Genomic DNA, 23779 nt, shown 5'->3' with positions numbered 1-23779 from the left:
GGTGCGCCTTTCTGGCACACTCTTCCTTTGGACCGGTTCACGGCCGAGCGACCCACCACGGTGGCGAGCGACGACACCGACCCGGCCGACTACCTCGAGGAGACGACGTTGAAGAAGGACCTTCACCCCGACTACGTGGAGACCACGGTCACCTGCACCTGTGGCAACACGTTCACCACCCGCAGCACCGAGAAGTCCGGCAAGATCTCTGCCGACGTGTGCTCGCAGTGCCACCCGTTCTACACGGGCAAGCAGAAGATCCTCGACACCGGTGGCCGCGTGGCCCGGTTCGAGGCCCGTTACGGCAAGAAGGCCGCCAAGTAGGTCTCCCGCACGCCGGCTCCCACGACTTCGGTCGTCGGGGGCCGGCGTTCGTTTTCCCTCCTCCCCGACCTGACGTCCCCCTGACGCCGGCTCCGACCGAAGGACCCCACCGTGCTGGACTCCGTGCAGTCGATCCTCGACGAGTACGCCGAGCTCGAGTCCCGGCTCGCCGACCCGGCCGTCCACAGCGACCAGGACCTCGTGCGCACCCTCAACAAGAGGTATGCCGCCCTGGCCCCAACCGTCGCTGCGGCTCGTGAGTGGACCGCGGCCGGCGACGACCTCGCGGCAGCGCGTGAGCTCGGCGCCGAGGACGCGTCGTTCGCGGCGGAGGTGCCGGCGCTCGAGGCCCGCCTCGCCGACGCCGAGGAGCACCTGCGGCGGATGCTCGTGCCCCGCGACCCCGACGACGACCGCGACGTCATCCTCGAGGTCAAGGCGGGGGAGGGCGGTGACGAGTCGGCCCTCTTCGCCGGCGACCTGCTGCGGATGTACCTGCGCTACGCCGAGCAGCGGGGCTGGAAGACGGCCATCGAGGACGCCACCGAGAGCGACCTCGGCGGCTACAAGGACGTGCGCGTCTCGGTCAGGGCCAAGGGCACGCCCGGTCTCGGCGAGGCCCCTTGGGCGCGCCTCAAGTACGAGGGCGGCGTCCACCGCGTACAGCGCGTGCCCGTCACCGAGAGCCAGGGCCGCATCCACACCTCCGCGGCCGGCGTGCTCGTCATGCCCGAGGCCGAGGAGGTCGAGGTGACGATCGACCCCAACGACCTGCGCATCGACGTCTACCGGTCGAGCGGCCCGGGTGGGCAGAGCGTCAACACGACCGACTCGGCCGTGCGCATCACGCACGTGCCCACCGGCCTCGTCGTCTCGTGCCAGAACGAGAAGTCGCAGCTGCAGAACAAGGAGGCCGCGATGCGCGTGCTCCGGGCCCGCCTGCACCAGATCGCCCAGGACGAAGCCGACGCCGAGGCGTCCGCGGCCCGCCGCTCGCAGGTGCGCACCGTCGACCGCTCCGAGCGCATCCGCACCTACAACTTCCCCGAGAACCGCATCTCCGACCACCGCACCGGCTACAAGTCCTACAACCTCGACGCCGTGCTCGACGGCGACCTCGACCCGGTGGTGCAGTCCGCCCTCGACGCCGACGAGGCGGCCAAGCTCGCAGCCCTCGCCGAGGGCACGGGGTCGTCGGCGTGACCGACCTGCGCGACGGCATACGCGCCGCCGCAGGGCAGCTGCGCGCCGCAGGCGTCGCCTCGGCCGACGTCGACGCGGTCGAGCTCGCGGCCCACGTGCTGGGCACCGACGGGTCCGAGGTGCGTCGCCTCATGGTGCTCGGTCGCCGGTCGTTGCCGCCGACGTATGCCGTCCTCGTCGACGAGCGCGCCCGCCGGGTCCCGCTGCAGCACCTCACGGGCCGGGCACACTTCAGGCGGCTCACCCTGGCGGTCGGCCCCGGCGTCTTCGTGCCCCGACCCGAGACCGAGGTGCTCGTCGACCTCGCGCTGGCCGAGCTCGCGCAGCTCGCGGACGGCGGTGACGGCGCGCGCGTCGTCGACCTCTGCTCGGGCTCCGGCGCGATCGCGCTCGCCCTCAAGGACGAGTGCCCGGTGGCCGAGGTGCGCGGCCTCGAGCTGTCACCCGACGCGTACGCCTGGGCCGTGGCGAACCGCGACCGCCTCGGTCTCGACGTCGGCCTCGCCAACGGCGACGCCACGGCCCCGTGCTTCCCCGAGTGGGCCGGCACGGTCGACGTGGTCACGGTCAACCCGCCGTACATCCCGGTCGGGGCGGTCCCGCTCGACCCGGAGGTGCGCGACCACGACCCCGAGATGGCGCTCTACGGCGGCAGTGAGGACGGGCTGGCGATCCCGCTCGCGGTCGTGCGCGTCGCGGCCGGGCTGCTGCGTCCCGGCGGCCTCGTGCTCGTCGAGCACGCCGACTCCCAGGGCGAGAGCCTGCCGCGCCGGATGGCCTCGACCGGTCTGTGGGTCGACGAGGCCGACCACGCCGACCTGTCGGGGCGCCCGCGGGTCACGACGGCGCGTCGGGCCGGCTGAGCGGGGCCGTCGATCAGCCGTGCAGCTCCCGGTAGCGCCGTGCGGCGCCGGGGTGCAGCGCGATCGGGAAGGTGTCGACGAGCGTCTGCTGGGTGAGGTACTGGATGCCGGTCGACGGCGGTGGCACGAGGTCGCGGGCCCGGGCGAGCACGAGGTCGACGAGGCGAGCGGCCGTGTCGTCGGGCAGGTCGGGCCGCGACAGGAGGAGGTTCGCGACGCCGACCGTCGTCACGTCCTCGGCCATGGCGTACGTGGCCGCGGGCACGGTCGTGCGCACGAACACCTCCCGCTGCGCCGCCGTCAGCCTCCCGAAGGCGTCGGAGAGGTCGAGCAGCCGCACGGGAAGGTCGGCGGCGACGGCGGTCAGGGCGGGGATCGGGATGCCGCTGCTGAAGACGAGCGCGCTGAGCGCGCCAGTGCGCAGACGCGCGACCGCCTCCGCCAGGACGAGCTCGGTGACGCGCACCGGACGCGTGCTCGCGTCGAGCAGCCCGAGCGCGCCGAAGACGCGCCGGGTCGTCGCCGCCGTGCCCGACGCCGGTGCCCCGATCGAGACCGGCCGGTCACGCAGCTGCTCGACCGAGGTCACGGGGCTGTCCGCCGGGACGACGACCTGCAGGTAGTTCTGGTAGACCCGCCCGATGGCCGCCGGCGCCCACGAGCTCTCACGCGCGGAGTCGGCGAGGCACATGGCCAGGGCCGCGGATCCGCTCCGCAGCCGGTCGAGGTTGTCGACGCTGCCCGCGGTGACGAGGGCGGTCGACGACTCGGCGAGACCCTCGGCGACGGCGGCTCCGCCGAGCAGCCGTCCGAACTGGATGTAGGTGCCTCCCGGTTCACCGCACGCGATGTCGAGGCGTCCCGGCTTCGAGGAGGAGGTGCAGCCGGCGACCGGGAGCACGGCCGCGCCGACGCCGCCGAGAACCGCCTGCACGACGGTGCGACGGGAGGGGCGAGACCGCGGTGACGTCGGGCGCGTGCTCACGTCGCCTCCGCCACCGGCAGCGCGAGCCGAACCCGCAGGCCGGTGGGCTCGTTCGCGGCGAGCTCGACGGCACCGCCGTTGGCCCGGGCGAGCTGCGCGACGATGGCGAGTCCGAGGCCCGTGCCGTCCGTGTCGCGGTGGGCGGGGGAGCGCCAGAAGCGGTCGAGCGCGAGGGCGAGCTCGTCCGCGGGCAGGCCCGCGCCCGTGTCGCTGACCTCGACGACCGCCGTGCCGTCCTCGATCCGAAGGTGCAGCACCACCTCGGCGTCGCGGCCGGCGTACCGCAGGGCGTTCTCGACGAGCTCGTCGACGAGGTCGTGGGCGTCCATGGCCGAGCAGCGCAGCCCGAGGTGGTCCAGGCCGCTGCGACGCAGCGTGACCCCTCGCTCGGTGGCCTGAGCCAGCCACCGCGCGACGACCTCGTCGGCGAAGAGGTCGCAGGTCAGCTCGAGGGGACGCTCGTCGGGGTCGAGCAGCCCACGCACCGAGCCGGCGCCGGTGCGGTGCTCCGCCTCCGCCAGGTCGAGCATGGTGTCGACCATCCGCTCGAGACGGTCGAGGTCACCGTCGACCTGCGCGAGCGACGCGCCGCGGGTGGTCTCGACCTCGTCGTGCGCGAGGGCGTCGACGCGCAGCCGCAGGGCCGCGAGCGGGTTGCGCAGCCGGTGCGAGAAGTCCTCGACGAGGCGGCCGCGCTCCCGGATGGTGCCGGTGACCGAGGCGGCCATCCGGTCGAAGGACTCCGCGAGCCGCCGCAGCTCGGGCGGGCCGGTGCGACCGAGGCTGTCGGGCAGGCGCCCCTCGGCGAGGGCCTGCGAGGCGAGGTCGAGCTCGCGCACCGGGCGCAGCACCCAGCGGCCCAGCCACAGTCCGAGGACCGTCAGCACGACGAGACCGGCGACGGCTGCGGCGAGCGCCAGCGCCCACCGCGCCCGCACGTCGCCGATGGCCGCGGTGGCGTCGACACGGGTGACCACCGCCCCGCCGGTCAGGTCGGCGGTGCCGACGACGGGCTGGGCCATGAGGTGGTCGGCCCGGCTCCAGGGGAAGACGACCGGCAGGGTGTCGATCGGCTGGTTGCGGCGCGCCGCGGTGGCCGCCCCCGCCACTCCCGGATCGTCGAGCGTGAGCTCAGGCGTCTGGAAGATCGCGGTGCCGGAGGGGTCGATGACGAGCACCGGCTCGCCGTAGAGCTCGAGGTAGGTCTCTCCGTGCTGCCGGAGGGCGGTGGTGTCACCGGTGTCGATGCTCGAGCGTGCCAGGCTGGCGAAGCGGGCGAGGGACGTGGACCTCTTGAGCACGAGCTCCTGCGTGCGCTCGCGCGAGATCGCCTGCAGCGCGGGCACGGCGATGGCGACGACGACGAGCAGCACGCACGCCAGGATCGGGGCCAGCACCCGGGTCCGCACGGTCAGGCCTCGAGGCGGTAGCCGAAGCCGCGGATCGTCGTGATCAGCTCCGGCACCGGGAGCTTGGCGCGGACCTGGGTCAGGTGCACGTCGAACGACCGCGAGGCGGCCGCGAACGCGTCGCCCCAGACCTCGTCGAGGATCTGCTGGCGGCTCACGGCGGTGCCGACACGCCTCGCCAGAACAGCGAGGAGAGCGAACTCCTTGGCCGTCAGGGAGATCGGCGTGTCGTCCGCGCCGATCACGGTCCGTGCCGCGAGGTCGATCAGGAGCCCATGCGTGGCCACGACATCATCGGGAGGGCTGGCCGTGGGCTGTCGCCGGGTCACCGCGTCGATGCGAGCGAGCAGCTCTCGCAGACGAATCGGCTTGACGAGGTAGTCGTCGGCGCCGAGGTGCAGGGCTCGCACCGTCGACCGCTCGTCGGATCGGGCCGTCACGACGAGCACCGGGGCGCGGCTGACCTGGCGCAGCTTGCGCAGCACCTCGAAGCCGTCTCCGTCGCGCAGACCCAGGTCCAGCAGCACGACCTCGCGGTCGTGGTGGCGCAGCAGGGCGTCGACTCCCGAGTCGATGCGGTCGACGTCGTGGCCGGTCGCCCGCAGGGCGTCGGCGAGGGCGGAGGCGACGGAGTCGTCGTCCTCGACGATGAGGACACGCATCCGGCGATGCTAGCCCGCTGAATCCTCAAGAGGGTGTTAAGAATCGGTTCGCGGACCTCTCGAGGGCCACCATCGGTGGCAGCCTCCCGGGCATGTCCCTCAACGAAGCGGTGACAGCAGGCCCCGATCGCGTCCGGGCGAGCAAGCAGGATCCGGAGGCCTCGGCGGTCGACGTCGACGACCTCATCGCCGAGTACGACGAGGAGCGTCCGCAGCGACGGCTGGGGGAGCGGCTCGACTCGCTCGTGACGCTCTACTGCTTCGCCATCTCGGTGTTCGTGCTGCTGCAGGTGTTCGTGCCGCTGCGGCAGGGCAACCAGTTCTTCCTCATGCTCTTCCTCGGCCTCGTCCTGCCGCTGGTGTTCGTCACCTACCGCAGCCGCAAGCGTGCACCGGGCGACCGCGGCCCCAGCGACGATCCTCGCGTCCACGACTGGCTGCTGGCCCTCGTCACCCTGGCCGTCTGCCTCTACCCGGTGCTCCCCGTCACCCTCGGCGACAGCGCGGGAGGCTTCAACGCGTTCCTCGACCGTCAGGGCCAGCTGACCGCGACCGACGTCGCCATGGGCACGCTGTTGACGCTGCTCGTCCTCGAGGGGTGCCGCCGCACGACGGGGCTCGTGCTGCCGGTCGTCTGCGTCGCCTTCTTCGCGTACGCGTACTACGGCGGGTTCCTGCCGGTCGGCTGGCCGATCTCGCACGCCGGGGTGGACTTCGACCAGATCGTCAACGGCTTCTACAACGACCAGTCCGGCTTCTACGGGGTGCCGCTCGACGTCTGCGCCTCCTACATCGTGCTGTTCACGATCTACGGGGCCGTGCTCGACGCGACGGGCGCCGGGCGGTTCTTCATCGACTTCAGCTTCTCGGTCTTCGGCCGCTCGCGCACCGCTCCGGGCCGCACGGTCACGCTGAGCGGCTTCCTGCTCGGCACGGTGTCCGGGTCGGGCACGGCCACCGCCGTCAGCCTCGGCGCGGTCTCGTGGCCGATCCTCAGGAAGGCCGGCTACCCCCGCGAGAACGCGGGCGGCATGCTGGCGGCGGCCGGTATCGGCGCGATCCTGTCGCCGCCGACGCTGGGTGCCGCGGCGTTCATCATCGCCGAGTACCTGCAGACGAGCTACCTGCAGGTGCTGCTCTGGGCCAGCGTGCCGACGCTGCTCTACTACCTCGGGATCGTGCTCGCCGTCGAGATCGACGCCCGCCGCTTCGGGGTGGACGCCGTGGAGGTGCCGCGGCGCAACCCGTGGCGGCTGCTGCTCCGCTACGGCTACCACCTGCTCTCGCTCGGCGTCATCGTCGTCTTCCTCGCGCTCGGGGTGCCGCCGTTCAAGGCCGTCATCTACTCGACCGCGCTGGCCGCGGCCGTCGGCCTCGTCGAGCGGTTCGTCTCCCGCCGGGACCCGCTCGACCCGGACTCGAGGGTGCAGTCGCGCGGTCGGGCCGTGCTCACGTATGCCGTGCAGCTCTACCGGGCGCTCGCGGCCGGGGTGCGCTCGGTACTCCCCGTCGCCGCCGTGTGCGCGGCGGCCGGCATCATCACGTCGGTCATCGTCAAGACCGGGCTCGGCCAGAACCTCGCCAACCTGCTTGTCGCTGCCGCCAACGCGGTGACCGACAACCCGGCCCTCGTCATCGTCATCACGGCGGTGCTCTCGGCGCTGGCGATCATCCTGCTCGGGCTGGCCGTCCCGGTCACGGCGAGCTTCATCATCAGCTGGGTCGTCATCGGTCCGGCCCTGCAGACGCTCGGCGTGAGCGGGCCGGAGACGGCGATGTTCATCTTCTACTACGCCGTGCTGTCGGAGGTCTCGCCGCCGACGGCCCTGGCCGCCGTCGCGTCGGCGGCCATCACGGGCGGCGACACCATCAAGACCATGTGGCAGGCGGCGAAGTACACGCTGCCCGCGTTCCTCGCGCCGCTCGCGTTCGTCATGACCGACAACGGCTCGCACCTGCTGCTGCAGGGCCCGGTGGTCGACATCGTCTGGACGACCGCCGTCTCGATGCTCGCGGTCGCCGCTCTGGCCGCCGTCACCGGAGGCTGGCTGCTGCGCCCGGCGAACGGGGTCGAGCGCCTGCTCTGCGTGCCGGCAGCCGGCCTGCTCCTCTTCCTGCAGCCCGTCACCATCCTCATCGGCGCCGCCTGCCTCGCGGCCGCGGTGCTGCTCAACCTGTCGCGCTCCCGGCGCGACGGACCCCCGACCCCACTCTCGCCGAACTCCGCACCCCAGCCAGCGAAGGAGCTGTCATGACCCACACCCGCACCACGCCCTCCCGGACCCGTCGCCGAGCCGTCCCGCTCGTCGCCGCAGCTGCCGTCGCGGCGCTCGCCCTCGGTGCGTGCGGCGGCAAGCAACCACAGGGCAGCGCCGCGGGCGGCGCCACCGGTGCCGGCGGCTGCGAGGCGTCGGCGGGCCAGGTCACGATCGCCACGGGCAACAGCACCGGCGTCTACTACGTGCTCGGTGGCGGCATCGCGAGCCTCATGTCGGCGAAGACGAAGCTCAAGGCGACGGCCGCCGAGACCGGTGCGTCGGTGCAGAACATCCAGCAGCTCGCCGCGGGGCAGTACGACATCGCCTTCTCGCTCGCCGACACGGCAGCCGACGCGGTCGCCGGCAAGGGTGCCTTCAAGCAGCCCCAGAAGGTGCAGGCCCTCGGCCGCATCCACTCGAACTACACGCAGGTCGTCGTTCGCAAGGCCTCCGGCATCAAGACCGTCGCGGACATGAAGGGCAAGCGGATCTCGACGGGCTCACCGAAGTCGGGCACCGAGGTCATCGCGACACGGTTGCTCAAGACGGCCGGCCTCGACATCAACTCGGACGTCGCGGCGCAGCGCCTCGAGCTCGGCAAGACCGTCGACGCGATGAAGGACGGCTCGATCGACGGCTTCGTCTGGTCCGGCGGCCTGCCGACGCCCGCCCTCACCGACCTGTTCACCTCGCAGAAGGACACCGTCGAGCTGCTCGACATCACCGCCAACCTTCCCAAGATGAAGGAGGTCAACCCGGTGTACGCCGAAGGCACTGTCCCGGCCGCCACCTACGGCCTGCCCGGCGACGTCAAGACCATCGTCGTGCCCAACGTGCTGCTCGTGCGTGACGACTTCGCCGCCGCGAACGCGTGCGCCCTGACGAAGCTGATCTGGGGGAGCAGCGCCGAGCTGGCCAAGGTGCACCCCGCCGCCAAGGAGCTGACGGCCGAGACCGGCCCGCAGACCGACCCGATCCCGCTCGCCCCCGGCAGCAAGCAGGCCTTCGACGCCCTGTGAGCCCCGCCCGCACCGTACGCCGCCCGTCCCGCGCAGGGAGCGCGAGCGGCGTACGGCGGGCCGGGCCGGGCCGGGCGAGCTGCGACAAGTAGGCTCGCCACCGTGAGCGAGCGCTACGACTGCACCGATCCCGAGCAGCGCGCCGAGGGCATCCCGGCCGCCGGGGCCGCCGTCCGACGCGGTGAGATCGTCGTCCTGCCGACCGACACCGTCTACGGCATCGGGTGTGACGCCTTCGACGCCGACGCCGTCGCGTCGGTGCTCGCCGCCAAGGGCCGCGGCCGCGACATGCCGCCGCCGGTGCTCATCCCGACGGCCCGCACCGCCCAGGGGCTCGCCACCCAGGTGCCCGACTACGCCCAGCGCCTCATGGAGCGCTTCTGGCCGGGGCCGCTGACGCTGGTGCTCAAGGCCCAGACGTCGCTGCACTGGGACCTCGGCGACACCAACGGCACCGTCGCGCTGCGCGTGCCCGACAACGAGCTCGCCCTCGAGCTGCTCGGCGACATCGGCCCGATGGCGGTCACGAGCGCCAACACGACCGGCGACCCCGCGGCTCGCACCGTCGACGAGGCGGTGGCGATGCTCGGCGAGTCCGTCGCGGTCTACCTCGACGGCGGCCCGGCCGGCGAGGGACAGCCGTCGACCATCGTCGACTGCACGGGAGAGACGCCCGTGACCCTGCGCCACGGCGCCCTCTCGCAGGCCGACATCGACGCCGCGCTGGAGCCGGAGGCCGAACCCGACCGGGCCGAAGGAGCCGAAGGGGCCGACGGGGCGGATGGGGCAGACGGCGCCGACGGGCCCGACGACGCCGGGCTCGACTACGAGCCCGAGACCAACCCCTACGGCTCCGGAGCCGCGCCCGAGGCGGTGTCCTCCGACGAGCCCACCGGCTTCTCGTCGGCGGTCGTCGTCCAGGGCGAGCTGCCGCCGCCCGAGAGCCCCTCGGGCGAGCGTCCCCCGACGGCATAGAGTTGGCTAGCGCTCGCGCCCCACTCCCGACCCACCCGGAGATCCCCCATGGCTGACGACACGTTCTACGGCTCCGACTTCGGCGCCCTCCAGTCCTTCGACCCCGACATCGCGGGGGTGCTCCTGTCCGAGCTCGACCGCATCCGCGGGGGACTGCAGCTCATCGCCAGCGAGAACATCAGCTCGCCGGCCGTGCTGACGGCCCTCGGGTCGACCCTGTCGAACAAGTACGCCGAGGGCTACCCCGGTCGCCGGTACTACGGCGGCTGCTCCGAGGTCGACAAGGCCGAGCAGATCGCCATCGACCGCGCCAAGGAGCTCTTCGGCGCCGACCACGCGAACGTCCAGCCGCACTCGGGCGCCAGCGCCAACCAGGCCGTCTACGGCGCCTTCATGGCCCCGGGCGACACCATCCTCGCGATGGCGCTGCCGATGGGCGGCCACCTCACGCACGGCACGAAGGTCTCCTTCTCCGGCAAGTGGTTCAACGCCGTCCACTACGGCGTCGACAAGCAGTCCGAGGACATCGACTACGACCAGGTCGAGGCGCTCGCCAAGGAGCACCGGCCCAAGGTGATCTGCGCCGGCGGCTCGGCGATCCCGCGGCTCATCGACTTCGAGCGCTTCCGCGCCATCGCCGACGAGGTCGGCGCGATCCTCTGGGTCGACGCCGCCCACTTCATCGGTCTCGTCGCCGGCAAGGCGATCCCGTCGCCGGTGCCCTACGCCGACGTCGTCACCTTCACCACGCACAAGGTGCTGCGCGGCCCGCGTTCCGGCGCGCTCGTCTGCAAGGCCGAGCACCAGGCCGCCCTCGACAAGGCCGTCTTCCCGATGATGCAGGGGGGCCCGCAGATGCACACCATCGCGGCGAAGGCGGTCAACTTCAAGGAGGCCGCGAGCCCCGAGTACGCCCAGTACGCCAAGGACGTCATCGCCAACAGCCAGCAGCTCGCCGAGAGCCTCAAGGAGGTCGGCATCCGCCCGACCACCGGCGGCACCGACACGCACCTCTCGCTGCTCGACCTGCAGGGCGTGGGCGTCACCGGCAAGGAGGCCGAGGAGCGCGCCGACGCGGCGGGCATCGTGCTCAACAAGAACGCGATCCCCTTCGACCCGCAGAAGCCGAACATCGCCTCGGGCATCCGCGTGGGCACCCCGTCGGTGACGACCCAGGGGATGGGCATCGAGGAGATGAAGACCATCGCCTCCCTCATCCACACGGCCGTGACCAAGGGCGACGCCGACCCCGAGCACGCCGTGAGCAAGCAGGTGCGCGCAGAGGTCACCGACCTCGTGACGCGCTTCCCGGCATACCCTCGCTGAGTGGGGTCCGCCCGCACGCGTCGGGGCACGAACGAAGGTCGGTAGGTGCACGAGTACGTCCTCGTCCTCATCGTGGCCGCCGCGGTCACGTACCTCGCCACACCCTTCATCCGCAGCGTCGCGGTGGCGACGGGGGCCTTCACGGCCGTCCGTGAGCGCGACGTCCACAAGACGCCGATCCCCCGACTCGGGGGAGTGGGCATCTACGTGGGCTTCGTCGCGGCGGTCCTCGTCGCCCGCGCGCTCCCGTACCTCGGCGGGCTCTTCTCGACGCGCCAGCTGTGGGGCGTCCTCGTCGCCGGCGGCATCGTCTGCCTCCTCGGGGCCTTCGACGACATCCGTGAGCTCGACTGGCTGACCAAGCTCGCGGGGCAGATGCTCGCCGCCGGGCTGATGGCCTACACGGGTGTGCAGCTGCTCTCGCTGCCGATCTTCGGCACGACGATCCTGCCCACCCCGGTGCTCGTGCTCGTGACCGTCGTCGTCGTCATCGCCTCGACCAACGCGGTCAACTTCATCGACGGCCTCGACGGACTCGCGGCGGGGGTCGTCGGCATCGCGGCCCTGGCCTTCTTCGTCTACAGCTACTCGGTGTCCAAGGCCTTCCAGCCGGCCAACGTCTTCTCCACGGCGACCCTCATCTCCGCAGCCCTGGTCGGGTGCTGCGCCGGCTTCCTGCCGCACAACTTCCACCCGGCCCGGCTCTTCATGGGGGACTCCGGTGCGCTGACGCTCGGGCTGCTCCTGTCGGCCGCGACCATCACCCTGACGGGCAACGTCGACCCCGGCGAGGTCAGCACCAACGAGGTGTCCGCGGCGTTCCTGCCGATCCTCGTGCCGCTCGCGGTGCTGCTGCTGCCGCTGCTCGACATGTTGCTCGCCGTCGTGCGGCGCACCCGCGCCGGCAAGCGGCCCTGGCACCCCGACGCCCTGCACCTGCACCACCGGATGCTGCGCATCGGGCACGGCCACCGCCGGGCCGTGCTCATCCTCTACCTGTGGGCGGCCATCGTGGCGCTCGGCTCCGTCTCCTTCGTGATCTGGGACGGACCGCGTCCGCTCGCGGTCGTGGGTGCGGCGGCCGCGCTGGGGGTCGTGCTCACCGTCTGGCTTCCGCGGTGGAGGCCCTCCGAGCGCTTGTGATAGCATTCACAAGCACCTGAGGGGAGTCTGAGAGAGGCTCTCCGAGGCGCTGAAATCGCTTCACGCGCAGTCGATCCGAGCCTCACCCGGATCAAGCCCAGGTCCCGCCCGCACTACGCCTCACGACGCACCCAGGCAGGTTTTCTTGAGCGCCACACCGGCCCCGAGCGCATCACAGTCCGATGCGTTCGCGCAGCTCCTCCGGGGGTCCTTGCTGCCGACCGCCGCCGCCGGCCTCGTGTGCGTCGTCGTCGGACTCTTCTCGAGCCCCAAGGCCGCCTGGTCGGCCGCGCTGGGCGCCGCACTCGTGATCTTCTTCTTCAGCCTCACGCTGCTCGTCATGAAGCGCACGGCCGACCTCCCGCCCACGACGACGATGATGATCGTGATGGCGACGTACACCTTCAAGGTGGTCGTCCTCGGCGTCATCATGTTCGCGCTGCGCGACGTCACCTGGGCGTCCGGCTACGCCATCGGACTGTCCGTCACGGTCTGCGCCGTCGTCTGGCTGTTCTTCGAGATGCGCGCCTACAAGCGGCTGCGCATCTTCGCCTACGACCCCGACGGCGAGGCCTCGCTCGACCAGCCGCAGAGCCGGGAGCCGCGTGATGAGCCGTGACACGGAAGGTCACCATGACCACCCCCACACCGCCCGACGAGCCCACCACGTCGTCCGAGCCATCCGAGCCGTCCGAGCCCACGGCGGCCGAGAAGGCCGAGGAGCTGCGTGCGTTCAACAGCCGCGAGCAGGACTCGGCGTGGCGTGCCGTCGCCTACCTGCTGTCAGGACCGCTGGTCTACGGCGGCCTGGGTGCCCTGGCCGACCACTGGCTCGGCACGTCGTGGCTCGTCGGAGCCGGGATCGTGGGTGGGATGGCCCTGTCGCTCTACCTGATCTGGTTCCGATACGGTACCCATTGAGCCCAGCGGCCCCCGTGCTGTCGCACAGCGCGCACCGAGCCAGCACGCCGACCTGGGATCCCGCCGGCAGCACGAAGCCAGGCGTTGATCCAGCACCGCTGACGCAGAGCGTCACCCGAAGTGCCCAGAACCTACGAAGGAGTAACCCGTGAGCATCGTGGCCGCCGCCCCGACGGACTACACCGCCCCCGGTGTCGAGGAGTTCTGGCAGCCCCTCATCGGTGACGGTGCGTGGGCGATCACGCGTCCCATCTTCCTGATGGTCTTCGCGACCGGCCTCATCATCTGGTGGCTGCTCGCCACCACGAAGAAGAAGGCCCTCGTCCCGAGCCGCGGGCAGATGGGCACCGAGGCCGTCTACGGCCTGGTGCGCAACGGCGTAGCCAAGGACCTCATCGGCAGCCACGAGTTCATGAAGTTCGTGCCGCTGCTGTTCTCGATGTTCGTGCTGATCCTCGTCAACAACTTCTTCGGCGTCATCCCGCCGATGAGCTACCCGACGATGAGCCGCATCGGCTTCCCGATCGCCCTGGCCCTCATCGTCTGGGTCGTCTTCCACGTCGTCGGCATGAAGAAGCACGGCTTCCTCGGCTACTGGAAGTCGCTCGTCCCGGCTGGCCTGCCCAAGGGCATGATCATCCCGATCTTCATCCTCGAGCTGATCACCGACCTCTTCACCCGCCCCGTCACCCTGGCACTGCGACTCTTCGGCAACATGTTCGCCGGTCACATCCTCATGGTGCTGTTCATCACCGGCGGCTGGTACATGCTCACCTCGGGCGGCATCCTCATCGCCGCCGGCGGCGTCACGTGGGTCTTCGCCTTCGTCATGACGCTCTTCGAGCTGCTGGTCGAGTTCCTGCAGGCCTATGTCTTCACCCTGCTCGCCGCTCTTTACATCGCCGGCGCGGTCGCCGACGAGCACTGAGCGCCCACCGATTTCACCGACTGCACCACCTGCACGACCCGAGCTTCGCCCAGCCCGGCTGACAACCGCCAGCCGGACAACACAAGAAGGAATGGAACAAACATGACTGGCAACATCGCCATCCTCGGTTACGGCCTCTCCGCCATCGGCCCCGGTATCGGTGTCGGTCTGATCTTCGCCGCCTACATCAACGGCGTCGCCCGTCAGCCCGAGGCCCGCGGCATGCTCCAGCCGATCGCCTTCCTCGGCATGGCCATCACCGAGGCGCTCGCCATCTTCGGTATCGCGCTCGCCTTCGTCTTCAAGGGCTGACGCCCCTTCCCGGGGCATCCCGAGACATCGTTCGATTCTCACGAGGAGCACCTCATGCAAGCAGTGACCGTGACCGCCGAGGGCGGCGAGGGCGGCTTCTGGGCCACCGCGGCACCGATCATCCCGCACCCGCTGGAGTTCTTCTTCGGCCTCGCGTGCTTCGCCATCCTCTACTACGTCGTCAAGACGAAGGTCGTTCCGCGCCTCGAGCAGATCTACGCCGAGCGCACCGCGGCCATCGAGGGCGGCATGAACAAGGCCGAGGAGGCCCAGGCCCAGGCCCAGGCCGCGCTCGAGCAGTACCAGGCACAGCTCGTCGAGGCCCGCTCCGAGGCCGCCCGCATCCGTGAGGACGCGAAGGCCCAGGGTGCGCAGATCATCGCCGAGATGCGCGAGCACGCAGCCTCCGAGGCGGCGCGGATCACCGACACGGCGCACAAGCAGATCGAGGCCGAGCGCCAGCAGGCCGTGGTCTCGCTCCGCAACGACGTCGGCCGCATCTCGACCGACCTCGCGAGCCGCATCGTCGGTGAGTCGCTGCACGACGAGACCCGCCAGAAGGGCATCGTCGAGCGCTTCCTCGCCGAGCTCGAGTCGGGCGAGGTCGTGCGCGAGAAGGTCGGCGGCCCCGCCGGCAGCCAGGGCGGAGACGCCTGATGCAGGGACCCTCACGCGCAGCAGCGGCGACCAGCCGCGACGCCTTCACCGGTGCGCTCGCGGCCGGTGCCGACCGGTCGCGGTTGGCCGAGGAGCTGTTCGCCGTCGTCGACCTGCTCGACGGCAACGCGACCCTGCGTCGCGCGGTCGCCGACCCTTCGCGCGAGGGCTCCGAGAAGGCGCAGCTCGCCGAGCGGCTCCTCTCCGGCAAGGTCAGTGCCGAGGCGCTGGTCGTGCTCAAGGGAGTCGTCAGCCAGCGCTGGAGCTCCGAGCGTGACCTCTCCGACACCCTCGAGGCGTATGCCGTCGAGTCCGTCATCGCCTCGGCCGAGGCAGGCGACCGCGCCGACCGCGTCGAGGACGAGCTGTTCCGCTTCGAGCGCATCGTCGCGGCCGACCCCGCGCTGCGGGCGGCCCTGACCGACTCCCAGGCGCCGGCCGACAAGCGTGCCGACCTCGTGTCCTCGCTGCTTCGCGACAAGGTGGCGCCCGAGACGCTCGTGCTGGCTCGCCAGGCCGTCGTCGCCGCCCGCGGGCGCCGGTTCGACCGGGTCGTCGAGTCCTACCTCGAGACGGCCTCGAGGCGCCGCGAGCAGCAGACGGCCGTCGTCACCTCGGCCGTCCCGCTCACCGACGACGACCGCGCCCGCCTCGCCGCGGGCCTCGCCTCCATCTACGGCGGCACGGTCCACGTCAACACCGTCGTCGACCCCCGGGTCGTGGGCGGGGTCAAGGTCGAGATCGGTGACGAGGTCATCGACGGCACCGTCATCCGCAAGCTCGACGCGGCCCGCCGGGCCATGGGCGCCTGAGCGCCACCACAGCGCCCGACACAGCGCCCACCACAAGCTGTGAACAACCACCGGCCCGTTCCGCGGGTCGAAACCGAGGAGAAGATCTGACATGACGGAGCTTTCGATCCGTCCGGAGGAGATCCGGGACGCACTGGACTCGTTCGTCCAGTCCTACGAGCCCGGCGCGGCCTCCCGCGAAGAGGTCGGCCGCGTCACCGACGCCGGTGACGGCATCGCTCACGTCGAGGGACTGCCCTCGGCCATGACCAACGAGCTGCTCCAGTTCGAGGACGGCACGCTCGGCCTCGCCCTGAACCTCGACGTTCACGAGATCGGCGTCGTCGTGCTCGGTGACTTCGCCGGCATCGAGGAGGGCCAGGTCGTCAAGCGCACGGGCGAGGTCCTCTCCGTCCCGGTCGGCGACGACTTCCTCGGTCGCGTCATCGACCCGCTCGGCAACCCCATCGACGGTCTCGGCGAGATCGCGTCGGAGGCGCGCCGCGCCCTCGAGCTGCAGGCCCCCACGGTGGTCCAGCGCAAGTCGGTGCACGAGCCGCTGCAGACCGGCATCAAGTCGATCGACGCCATGACGCCGATCGGCCGCGGCCAGCGCCAGCTCATCATCGGCGACCGCCAGACCGGCAAGACCACGGTCGCGATCGACACGATCATCAACCAGAAGCGCAACTGGGAGTCGGGTGACCCCGACGCGCAGGTCCGCTGCATCTACGTCGCCATCGGCCAGAAGGGCTCGACCATCGCGTCGGTCCGCGGCACCCTCGAGGAGGCCGGCGCGCTCGAGTACACCACGATCGTCGCGGCCCCGGCGTCCGACTCGGCGGGCTTCAAGTACCTCGCGCCCTACACCGGCTCGGCCATCGGCCAGCACTGGATGTACCAGGGCAAGCACGTCCTCATCGTCTTCGACGACCTGTCCAAGCAGGCCGAGGCCTACCGCGCCGTGTCGCTGCTGCTGCGCCGTCCGCCGGGCCGCGAGGCCTACCCGGGTGACGTCTTCTACCTGCACAGCCGGCTCCTCGAGCGCTGCGCGAAGCTGTCCGACGACCTGGGCCACGGCTCGATGACGGGTCTGCCGATCATCGAGACCAAGGCCGGTGACGTCTCGGCGTACATCCCGACCAACGTCATCTCGATCACCGACGGCCAGATCTACCTCCAGGCCGACCTGTTCAACGCCAACGTGCGTCCCGCCATCGACGTGGGTGTCTCGGTCTCCCGAGTCGGCGGTGCCGCGCAGATCAAGGCGATGAAGTCGGTCGCCGGTCGACTCAAGCTCGACCTCGCGCAGTTCCGCGCCATGGAGGCGTTCGCGATGTTCGCCTCCGACCTCGACCCCGCGTCGCGTGCCCAGCTCGCCCGTGGTGCGCGCCTCGTCGAGCTGCTCAAGCAGCCGCAGAGCTCGCCGTACCCCGTCGAGGAGCAGGTGGTCTCGATCTGGACCGGCACCACCGGCAAGCTGGACGACGTCGCCGTCGAGGACGTCCGCGCGTTCGAGACCGAGCTGCTCGAGACCCTGCGTCGCGACGGCAAGATCCTCCAGACGATCCGCGAGACCCTCAAGCTCGACGAGGACACCGAGGCGGCCCTCACCAAGGTCGTCGACGAGGTGAAGTTCACCTTCCGCGGCACCGGGCGTGACGGCCTCGAGGCCGGCAACGAGGAGTTCGACGAGATCGCCGACGACCAGATCACCCAGGCGAAGATCGTCAAGCAGAAGTGACACCTTCCGTATGCCGCCCGGCCCGGCCGGGCGGCATACGGAAGCGGGCGTGAGCCCACCCTGTCGGCAACCACAGACCTTTAGAGACCAAGAGAGGCGGAGCACATGGGAGCGCAGATGCGGATCTACCGCCAGCGCATCAAGTCCGTCAACTCCATCAAGAAGATCACCAACGCGATGGAGCTGATCGCGGCCGCACGCGTCGTCAAGGCCCGCCAGCGGGCCACCGAGGCGATGCCGTACACGACCGCGCTGACGCGCGCCGTGTCCGCGGTGGCGACCAACACGAACGAGGACCACCCGTTGACGACGGCGAAGGAGACCGCGAAGCGGGCCGGCGTCGTCATCATCACGGCGGACCGCGGACTTGCCGGTGCCTACTCCGTCGCGGCGATCAAGGAGAGCGCGGAGCTGATCTCCAGGCTGACCGCCGAGGGCAAGGAGGTCGTGCCCTACCTCGTCGGTCGCAAGGCCGTGAGCTACTACAAGTTCCGCAAGCGCGAGTACGCCGCCGAGTGGACCGGCTTCTCCGACGCTCCGACGTTCGAGAACGCCAAGGAGATCGCCGACCGCATCACGGCCGACTTCCTCAAGGACACCGAGGAGGGCGGCAACGACGAGATCCACGTCGTCTTCACTCGGTTCCGCTCGATGGTCCGCCAGGACCCGCACGTCCTGCGGCTGCTGCCGCTCGAGGTCGTGGAGGCCGACGAGGCCGGCGAGGACAGCGACCTCGACCTGTCGGTGAACCGCTACGAGGAGGGGCAGATCCCGCCCGAGTACTCCTTCGAGCCGGGTGCCGCCGAGGTGCTCGACCTGCTGCTGCCGAAGTACGTGCGCAACCGCATCTTCACCGCGCTGCTCAGCTCGGCCGCCTCCGAGCTGGCCGCCCGCCAGCGCGCGATGAAGTCCGCGACCGACAACGCCGGCGAGCTCATCAAGAAGTACGAGCGTCTCGCCAACCAGGCCCGCCAGGCCGGCATCACCCAAGAGATCAGCGAAATCGTGGGCGGCGCAGACGCCCTCGCCGACGCCACGAAGTAACGCCCACAGGTAAGGAAGCAGACCACCATGACTGCAACTGTCAGCGACACCGCCTGGACGGCTCCGGCCGCGGGTGGCGTCGGCCGCATCTCCCGCATCATCGGCCCGGTCGTCGACGTCGAGTTCCCCTCCGACGCGATGCCCGAGCAGTACAACCTGCTCACGACGGAGGTCACCCTCGCCGGTGAGACGAGGGAGCTCAACCTCGAGGTCGCCCAGCACATCGGCGACAACATGGTCCGCGCCATCTCGCTCCAGCCGACCGACGGCCTCGTGCGTGGCTCGGCCGTGCAGGACACCGGTGGCCCGATCACCGTGCCCGTGGGTGACGTCACGCTCGGCAAGGTGTTCAACACCACCGGAGTGTGCATGAACCTCAAGGAGGGTGAGACCCTCGACGTCAAGGAGCGCTGGGGCATCCACCGCAAGGCCCCGGCCTTCGACCAGCTCGAGTCCAAGACCACGATGTTCGAGACGGGCATCAAGGTCATCGACCTGCTCACCCCGTACGTCCAGGGTGGCAAGATCGGCCTCTTCGGTGGCGCCGGTGTCGGCAAGACGGTGCTCATCCAGGAGATGATCGCCCGCGTCGCCCGCGACCACGGTGGTGTGTCGGTGTTCGCCGGTGTCGGCGAGCGCACCCGTGAGGGCAACGACCTCATGGTCGAGATGGAGGAGGCCGGCGTCCTCGGCCAGACCGCCCTCGTCTTCGGCCAGATGGACGAGCCGCCGGGCACGCGTCTTCGTGTCGCCCTGTCGGCGCTGACGATGGCGGAGTACTTCCGCGACGTCCAGAAGCAGGACGTGCTCCTCTTCATCGACAACATCTTCCGCTTCACCCAGGCCGGCTCGGAGGTCTCGACCCTCCTCGGCCGTATGCCGTCCGCCGTGGGCTACCAGCCCACCCTCGCCGACGAGATGGGCACCCTCCAGGAGCGCATCACCTCGACGCGTGGTCACTCGATCACCTCGATGCAGGCGATCTACGTGCCGGCCGACGACTACACCGACCCGGCCCCGGCCACGACGTTCGCGCACCTCGACGCGACGACGGAGCTCTCGCGTGACATCGCGTCGATGGGTATCTACCCCGCCGTCGACCCGCTGTCCTCGACCTCGCGCATCCTCGACCCGCGCTACATCACGACCGAGCACTACAACACGGCCGTGCGCATCAAGTCGATCCTGCAGCGCAACAAGGAGCTCCAGGACATCATCGCGATCCTCGGTATCGACGAGCTCTCCGAAGAGGACAAGATCCTCGTCAACCGCGCTCGTCGCATCCAGCGGTTCCTGTCGCAGAACACCTACGTCGCCAAGCAGTTCACCGGCATCGAGGGCTCGACGGTTCCGCTGTCCGACACCATCGAGGCCTTCACGAAGATCGCCGACGGCGAGTACGACCACGTCGCCGAGCAGGCCTTCTTCATGTGCGGTGGCCTCGACGACGTCGAGCGCCAGTGGGCGGAGATCCAGAAGAACCTCTGAGCTCGCACCACTCGACCACCAGTGTGATCGAGCAGACATGCGCCGGCGCCGGTGTCCCGAAAGGGATGCCGGCGCCGTCGCGTTGTAGGAGTTGACGAGAACCTGTCGAGCAGCAAGGAGCCGCCGTCATGACTCAGCCCACCTCGCCCACCCCGTCCACCGCGTCGCGCCACCGCGTCGTGGTCATCGGCTCGGGCTTCGGAGGACTGTTCAGCACACAGAAGCTGAAGGGCGCCGACGTCGACGTCACCCTCATCGCCCGCACCACGCACCACCTGTTCCAGCCGCTGCTGTACCAGGTGGCGACCGGCATCCTGTCCGAGGGCGAGATCGCGCCCTCGACGCGCGAGGTGCTGCACCGGCAGCGCAACGCCAAGGTGCTGCTCGGCGACGTCACCGACATCGACCTCGATGCGCGGACCGTGACGCACACGGCGGTCGGCCGCGAGACCGTCACGCCCTACGACTCGCTCATCGTCGCGGCGGGTGCGGGCCAGTCGTGGTTCGGCAACGACCAGTTCTCCCGCCACGCCCCGGGCATGAAGTCGATCGACGACGCGCTCGAGCTGCGTGGGCGCATCTTCGGCTCGTTCGAGCTGGCCGAGCTCGCCTCGACGCCGGCCGAGGTCGAGCGCCTCATGACCTTCGTCGTCGTCGGCGCGGGCCCGACCGGCGTCGAGATGGCCGGTCAGATCTCCGAGCTGGCCAAGCGCACCCTGCGCCGCGACTTCCGGCGCATCGACCCGACCAAGGCGCGGGTCATCCTGCTCGACGCCGCGCCGGCCGTGCTCGGGTCGTTCGGCGAGAAGCTCGGCGAGCGCGCCGTCAAGCGCCTCACCGAGATGGGAGTCGAGGTGCGCCTCGGCGCCAAGGTTGTCGACGTCGACTCCACCGGCATCGAGGTCGAGACCGACGACGGCTCGCGCGAGCGCATCGAGTCGGTCTGCAAGGTGTGGGCGGCCGGCGTCAGCGCGTCGCCGCTCGGGCGCCGGCTCGCCGAGCAGTCCGGAGCCGGCGTCGACCGCGCCGGCCGCGTCGAGGTGAACGACGACCTCACGCTGCCCGGTCACCCCGAGGTCTTCGTCGTCGGCGACATGATGGCCCTGCGTGGCCTGCCGGGAGTCGCGCAGGTCGCGATCCAGGGCGGTCGCTACGCCGCAGAGCAGATCGAGCGCCGGCTCGAGGGCAAGCCGCCGAAGGGCCCGTTCGAGTACTTCGACAAGGGCTCGATGGCGACGATCTCACGCTTCTCGGCCGTCGCCTCGGTGGGCAAGGCCCAGTTCAGCGGCTTCTTCGCCTGGATCCTCTGGCTGGCCGTGCACCTCGTCTACATCATCGGCTTCAAGCACCGCATCACGACGCTGCTGCACTGGGTCGTCACCTTCATCGGGCGCGGCCGCTCCGAGCGGGTCGTGACCGAGCAGCAGGTCTTCGCGAGGCAGGCGATCGCCGACCTCGGTTCCGACTACAGCCCCGAGCTGCCTCGGCTCGAGAAGGACCGACCGCACGAGGCCCAGGCCGACTGACCGGCCTCTGTCACGAGACGCCGCTGGGCCGGCTCCCACCCTCGGGAGCCGGCCCAGCGGCATACGTGGTCGGCGTCAGCGCACGCCCGGTGGACGGCTCGGGAGGCCGCTCAGGGGACGAGGCGCTCCACGGCGGCACCGAGGCGAGGGAGGGCGGCCACGACGTGCTCCTTGGCCTTTCCGCGCAGCGAGCCGTAGACCTTCGCGGCCGCCCCGTGCGAGGTGCTCGCGGCCTTCGTGTCGGTGACGGCCAGCAGGGCGTCGGCTGCGGCGTCGGGCTGCGCGGCGAGGTGCGCGCCGAACGACTGCTCTCCCTTGGTCGCCCAGAACGGGTCGAGCGCCGTGGCGAACTGGGGGAGCAGTCGGTCTGTGGCGCTCGAGACGAAGTTGCCGCCCAGCTTCTTCGCGGCGGCGTAGCCGGCCTTGACGGCGGCGCCCCCGAGGCCGGACTTGTCGGCGACCTCGGCGTCGATGACGTCGGTGAGGGTCGCGACGGCCACCGGGCGGCGGGTCGGCTCGAGCAGGGCATCGGACACGGCAGTGCTCATCGGTAATGACTCCTGTGGAGGTGGGGAATCGGCGCGGGCGGCCCGTGCCACCTCGCGTACGGAGCATCCTTCCAGAGGCACTAAACTGCAGAGCACACCCCCACGATCCGGAGGAAACGTGAGTTCGCTCAAGGTTGAGATGGTTGCCGCCGACCGGAAGGTCTGGGAGGGCGAGGCCAAGTTCGTACGCGCCCGGTCCATCTCGGGCGAGCTGGGCATCCTGCCCGGCCACACGCCGCTCCTCGGCGTCCTCGTCGAGGGCGAGGTCGCCATCGAGTCGCTCGAGGGCGACCGTCGCACGGTGACCGTCGACGGCGGCTTCCTGTCGGTCGACTCCGACGTGGTCACGATCGTGGCCGAGCACGTCGACGCGTCGTCGCTCCAGGCGAACTGAGGCCACCGCGTGCCGTCCGTTCTCGTCTCGACCGAGATCGTGATCGGCACGCTCCTGGTGGTCGCGGTGGTCGTCCTCGCGACGACGTACCTGCGCCGCCGCTACATCGCCAAGGGCCTGCCCCTGACGCTCTGCGGTCTGCGCTGCACGCAGACCGACCGTTGGCGCTTGGGTCTGATCCGGTTCGGTGACAACGCCCTCGAGTGGCACGCGCTCGGGGGCGTCTCCGTGCGCCCGAAGCACCGGTGGCTGCGCCAGCGGCTCATCCTCGACGCCCCGGAGCTGCTCGTCGGGCGCGACTCGATCCCGCTGCTGCCCGACGCGAGCCGCGTCCCCTGCACCGACGGTGACAAGGTCTTCGAGCTGGCCCTGCAGGGCCCGGCCTACACCGCGCTGCGGTCGTGGCAGGAGGCCGCGCCCCCCGGCTACAACGTCAACGTCGCCTGACCTCGCCGGGCAGCAGGGGCGCGGGACGTGCCCCGTTCCGGCTCACGTGGCAGGGCGCCGCTCAGCAGCGCCGCAGTCCTGCGACGTCGCTGAGCGAAACCGGCGCTGCTCAGCGGCGACCCGCGTCTTTCGGGTGGAGTCAGTGCTTGCGGTGGCGCTCGGGCTTCTCGACCCGGCCGCCACCCGGCTGCCAGAGGATGTCGCCGCCGATCGGCTTGTTGGCGACCCGCGCGAGGATGAAGAGCAGGTCCGAGAGCCGGTTGAGGTACTTGGCCGTCAGCACGTTGACGCCGCCGACACCGCGCACGTCGGTGCCCTCGGGCGCCGGCTCGGTGCCGTGCTGGTCGACGGCCGCCCAGGCCGAGCGCTCGGCGCGACGCACGATCGTCGTCGCGAGGTGCAGGTGCGCGGACCCTGCGGTGCCGCCGGGCAGGATGAACGACCGCAGCTTCTCGACCGACTCGAGGTAGTGGTCGCAGTCGGCCTCGAGGTCGTCGATCCACGGCTGCTCGACCCGCAGCGGCGGGTAGTCGTACGTGTGCCGGAGGGGCGTCGACAGGTCGGCCCCGACGTCGAAGAGCTCGTTCTGCACGCGCTGAAGCGTCGCCGTCACCTCGTCGGGGAGGTCCCCGCACGCGACCGCGATGCCGATGGCCGCGTTGGCCTCGTTGGAGTCGGCGTACGCGTGGAGCCGGGCGTCGTTCTTGCTGACCCGTGAGAAGTCGCCGAGGCTCGTCGTGCCGTCGTCGCCGGTGCGCGTGTAGATCCGCGTCAGGTTGACCATGGGCACACTCTCTCACCCGCCGGAGCCG

Annotated in this window: 25 protein-coding genes; 20 read left to right on the top strand and 5 right to left on the bottom strand. The window is 70.7% G+C overall.

All coding sequences use genetic code 11. The annotated features are described in order from the left end of the window. Positions 1 to 108 precede the first annotated feature (108 nt). From rpmE to prmC, 3 genes are all read left to right on the top strand, one after another. Positions 109 to 324, top strand: coding sequence for a 50S ribosomal protein L31 (gene rpmE, locus ACXR8F_RS00905; RefSeq protein ID WP_045188565.1), 216 nt, complete (start codon positions 109 to 111; stop codon positions 322 to 324). A gap of 111 nt (positions 325 to 435) precedes the next feature. Further along, positions 436 to 1527, top strand: coding sequence for a peptide chain release factor 1 (gene prfA, locus ACXR8F_RS00900; RefSeq protein ID WP_045188392.1), 1092 nt, complete (start codon positions 436 to 438; stop codon positions 1525 to 1527). After that, complete coding sequence (gene prmC / locus ACXR8F_RS00895) at positions 1524 to 2390, top strand: peptide chain release factor N(5)-glutamine methyltransferase (RefSeq protein ID WP_458798387.1); 867 nt, start codon at positions 1524 to 1526, stop codon at positions 2388 to 2390. The genes prfA and prmC overlap by 4 nt, the downstream gene beginning before the upstream one ends. 13 nt (positions 2391 to 2403) lie before the next feature. On the opposite strand, the gene ACXR8F_RS00890 is transcribed toward prmC, so the two are convergent. The 3 genes from ACXR8F_RS00890 to ACXR8F_RS00880 are packed head-to-tail and all read right to left on the bottom strand — an operon-like array spanning position 2404 to position 5446. After that, the gene (locus tag ACXR8F_RS00890) at positions 2404 to 3375 is read right to left on the bottom strand and encodes a TAXI family TRAP transporter solute-binding subunit (RefSeq protein WP_458798386.1); all 972 of its coding nucleotides are present in this window, start codon (positions 3373 to 3375) and stop codon (positions 2404 to 2406) included. Next, entirely contained in the window at positions 3372 to 4772 is a 1401-nt protein-coding gene (locus ACXR8F_RS00885; protein WP_458798385.1) for a HAMP domain-containing sensor histidine kinase, read from the bottom strand. Before ACXR8F_RS00885 ends, ACXR8F_RS00890 begins: the two co-directional genes overlap by 4 nt. A gap of 14 nt (positions 4773 to 4786) precedes the next feature. Then, positions 4787 to 5446 carry a response regulator transcription factor gene (locus ACXR8F_RS00880; RefSeq protein ID WP_458798384.1) on the bottom strand — a complete coding sequence of 220 codons (660 nt, stop codon included), beginning with the start codon at positions 5444 to 5446 and terminating at the stop codon, positions 4787 to 4789. Positions 5447 to 5538: 92 nt separating this feature from the next. Between ACXR8F_RS00880 and ACXR8F_RS00875 the strand changes: the two genes are divergently transcribed. From ACXR8F_RS00875 to ACXR8F_RS00805, 15 genes are all read left to right on the top strand, one after another. Continuing rightward, positions 5539 to 7701 carry a TRAP transporter permease gene (locus ACXR8F_RS00875; RefSeq protein WP_458798383.1) on the top strand — a complete coding sequence of 721 codons (2163 nt, stop codon included), beginning with the start codon at positions 5539 to 5541 and terminating at the stop codon, positions 7699 to 7701. Beyond that, positions 7698 to 8723, top strand: a complete 1026-nt coding sequence (locus ACXR8F_RS00870; RefSeq protein WP_458798382.1) for a TAXI family TRAP transporter solute-binding subunit — start codon at positions 7698 to 7700, stop codon at positions 8721 to 8723. Before ACXR8F_RS00875 ends, ACXR8F_RS00870 begins: the two co-directional genes overlap by 4 nt. Before the next feature lie 102 nt (positions 8724 to 8825). Beyond that, positions 8826 to 9698 (top strand): L-threonylcarbamoyladenylate synthase, encoded by an 873-nt coding sequence (locus tag ACXR8F_RS00865; RefSeq protein WP_458798381.1) that lies wholly within the window; start codon positions 8826 to 8828, stop codon positions 9696 to 9698. A gap of 48 nt (positions 9699 to 9746) precedes the next feature. Further along, complete coding sequence (locus ACXR8F_RS00860) at positions 9747 to 11024, top strand: serine hydroxymethyltransferase (RefSeq protein WP_458798380.1); 1278 nt, start codon at positions 9747 to 9749, stop codon at positions 11022 to 11024. Between the two features lie 45 nt (positions 11025 to 11069). Beyond that, positions 11070 to 12167 carry a glycosyltransferase family 4 protein gene (locus ACXR8F_RS00855; RefSeq protein WP_045188408.1) on the top strand — a complete coding sequence of 366 codons (1098 nt, stop codon included), beginning with the start codon at positions 11070 to 11072 and terminating at the stop codon, positions 12165 to 12167. Positions 12168 to 12312: 145 nt separating this feature from the next. Next, complete coding sequence (locus ACXR8F_RS00850; protein WP_458798379.1) at positions 12313 to 12786, top strand: hypothetical protein; 474 nt, start codon at positions 12313 to 12315, stop codon at positions 12784 to 12786. Positions 12787 to 12800: 14 nt separating this feature from the next. Continuing rightward, on the top strand, positions 12801 to 13088 hold the full coding sequence (locus tag ACXR8F_RS00845) for a hypothetical protein (RefSeq protein WP_458798378.1): 288 nt from the start codon (positions 12801 to 12803) through the stop codon (positions 13086 to 13088). Between the two features lie 148 nt (positions 13089 to 13236). Further along, a complete protein-coding gene (gene atpB, locus ACXR8F_RS00840) occupies positions 13237 to 14016 on the top strand; it encodes a F0F1 ATP synthase subunit A (RefSeq protein ID WP_045188412.1) in 780 nt (259 codons plus the stop codon). A gap of 102 nt (positions 14017 to 14118) precedes the next feature. Continuing rightward, positions 14119 to 14328, top strand: a complete 210-nt coding sequence (gene atpE / locus ACXR8F_RS00835) for an ATP synthase F0 subunit C (protein WP_020142944.1) — start codon at positions 14119 to 14121, stop codon at positions 14326 to 14328. Positions 14329 to 14382: 54 nt separating this feature from the next. Continuing rightward, positions 14383 to 14985, top strand: a complete 603-nt coding sequence (locus tag ACXR8F_RS00830; RefSeq protein ID WP_045188417.1) for a F0F1 ATP synthase subunit B — start codon at positions 14383 to 14385, stop codon at positions 14983 to 14985. Further along, positions 14985 to 15797: a F0F1 ATP synthase subunit delta gene (locus ACXR8F_RS00825; protein WP_458798377.1), complete on the top strand. Its 813-nt coding sequence runs from the start codon at positions 14985 to 14987 to the stop codon at positions 15795 to 15797. Before ACXR8F_RS00830 ends, ACXR8F_RS00825 begins: the two co-directional genes overlap by 1 nt. Positions 15798 to 15888: 91 nt before the next feature. Continuing rightward, positions 15889 to 17520, top strand: coding sequence for a F0F1 ATP synthase subunit alpha (atpA, locus tag ACXR8F_RS00820; protein WP_045188422.1), 1632 nt, complete (start codon positions 15889 to 15891; stop codon positions 17518 to 17520). 105 nt (positions 17521 to 17625) lie between these two features. Beyond that, the gene (locus ACXR8F_RS00815; protein ID WP_458798375.1) at positions 17626 to 18564 is read left to right on the top strand and encodes a F0F1 ATP synthase subunit gamma; all 939 of its coding nucleotides are present in this window, start codon (positions 17626 to 17628) and stop codon (positions 18562 to 18564) included. A gap of 27 nt (positions 18565 to 18591) precedes the next feature. Then, entirely contained in the window at positions 18592 to 20052 is a 1461-nt protein-coding gene (gene atpD, locus ACXR8F_RS00810; protein WP_045188425.1) for a F0F1 ATP synthase subunit beta, read from the top strand. Between the two features lie 128 nt (positions 20053 to 20180). Beyond that, on the top strand, positions 20181 to 21578 hold the full coding sequence (locus tag ACXR8F_RS00805; RefSeq protein ID WP_045188426.1) for an NAD(P)/FAD-dependent oxidoreductase: 1398 nt from the start codon (positions 20181 to 20183) through the stop codon (positions 21576 to 21578). Positions 21579 to 21688: 110 nt separating this feature from the next. Here ACXR8F_RS00805 and ACXR8F_RS00800 read toward each other — a convergent pair whose 3' ends face one another. Then, positions 21689 to 22126 (bottom strand): DUF6918 family protein, encoded by a 438-nt coding sequence (locus ACXR8F_RS00800; protein WP_045188428.1) that lies wholly within the window; start codon positions 22124 to 22126, stop codon positions 21689 to 21691. A 118-nt stretch (positions 22127 to 22244) separates the two neighbouring features. Here ACXR8F_RS00800 and ACXR8F_RS00795 point away from each other — a divergent pair, with 118 nt between their 5' ends. Both ACXR8F_RS00795 and ACXR8F_RS00790 read left to right on the top strand, forming a co-directional pair. Next, positions 22245 to 22520 carry a F0F1 ATP synthase subunit epsilon gene (locus tag ACXR8F_RS00795; protein WP_045188430.1) on the top strand — a complete coding sequence of 92 codons (276 nt, stop codon included), beginning with the start codon at positions 22245 to 22247 and terminating at the stop codon, positions 22518 to 22520. Positions 22521 to 22529: 9 nt separating this feature from the next. Continuing rightward, positions 22530 to 22967, top strand: coding sequence for a DUF2550 domain-containing protein (locus ACXR8F_RS00790; protein ID WP_045188433.1), 438 nt, complete (start codon positions 22530 to 22532; stop codon positions 22965 to 22967). Positions 22968 to 23106: 139 nt separating this feature from the next. Here the strand turns inward: ACXR8F_RS00790 and ACXR8F_RS00785 are convergent, their stop codons facing one another. Then, the gene (locus ACXR8F_RS00785; RefSeq protein WP_045188435.1) at positions 23107 to 23751 is read right to left on the bottom strand and encodes a cob(I)yrinic acid a,c-diamide adenosyltransferase; all 645 of its coding nucleotides are present in this window, start codon (positions 23749 to 23751) and stop codon (positions 23107 to 23109) included. Positions 23752 to 23779: the final 28 nt, after the last annotated feature.

This window comes from Terrabacter sp. AAH1 (genome assembly GCF_054456855.1).
Note: the sequence above shows the minus strand (reverse complement) of the source record. Positions and strands in the feature narration are given on the sequence as shown.